The 328-nt window shown below is 66.8% G+C and carries 1 protein-coding gene; it reads right to left on the bottom strand.

Annotated features, from left to right (window positions below):
• Positions 1–158: 158 nt before the first annotated feature.
• Positions 159–328, bottom strand: a 170-nt coding sequence (locus PUR61_RS38370; protein WP_329884432.1) for an integrase core domain-containing protein, incomplete at its 5' end; no start/stop codon positions are given.

Genomic DNA, 328 nt, shown 5'->3' with positions numbered 1-328 from the left:
GCAGATCACCCAGGCACACTCACGCTCGGACGCCGCCCGCCGACGCTTCAACGACATCGTCAGCAAGGACAGACCCGCCACCGTGGCGGCACTGAGAGCCCTGCGCGCGGTGATGGATCTGCCCGCACCGCCGGAGCCGGTCGACGGCTCCTAACGCCTCACACGCTGTCTAGACCCGCACGAGTGAGGACACGCGTGATCGGGGGTTGGCCTCCGAGTGCGGTGTGGCAGCGATGGTAGTTGTAGGCGTGCAGGAAGTCGGGGAGCGCTTCGGTTCGTTCCTGGTTGCTGGTGTAGGGGCGTTGGTAGGCCCATTCGTCGAGCAGGG

The organism is Streptomyces sp. BE20 (assembly GCF_036322525.1).
In the GTDB taxonomy this organism is placed as follows: Bacteria; Actinomycetota; Actinomycetes; order Streptomycetales; family Streptomycetaceae; genus Kitasatospora.
This window is presented reverse-complemented; position numbering and strand designations above follow the sequence as displayed.